Source organism: Halalkalibacter oceani, from assembly GCF_023715705.1.
GTDB lineage: Bacteria > Bacillota > Bacilli > Bacillales > Bacillaceae_D > Halalkalibacter > Halalkalibacter oceani_A.
Genome location: NZ_JAMBOS010000133.1, coordinates 1 through 251, shown reverse-complemented (window position 1 = coordinate 251; position 251 = coordinate 1). Strand labels below are relative to the sequence as shown.

Below are 251 nucleotides of genomic sequence, written 5' to 3'. Positions count from 1 at the left end.
CTGAAAGACAGCTTTTTGCCGTCCTGAGTGGAGATAGTGGAACGGGAAAAACGACGACAATCCGTAAGTTTGTGGACAAATTGGATAAAGGCAAATTCCACGTTCTTTATCTATCCGACTCTAAGTTGAAGAAGGACATAGGTTAGCCCCACCTCTGCCATCTTTATGACCCACTCCGGACAAGATATTGATCCACTTATGACAGAAGTGATCCACAACCATATAAATAGTGAATCCAAAAAGTATTATTG

The 251-nt window shown here is 41.4% G+C and carries 1 protein-coding gene; it reads left to right on the top strand.

What is annotated here, in order from left to right:
• Positions 1-146: AAA family ATPase (locus tag M3212_RS21920; protein WP_285875011.1), on the top strand; the 146-nt coding region annotated here is incomplete at its 5' end.
• Positions 147-251 lie beyond the last annotated feature (105 nt).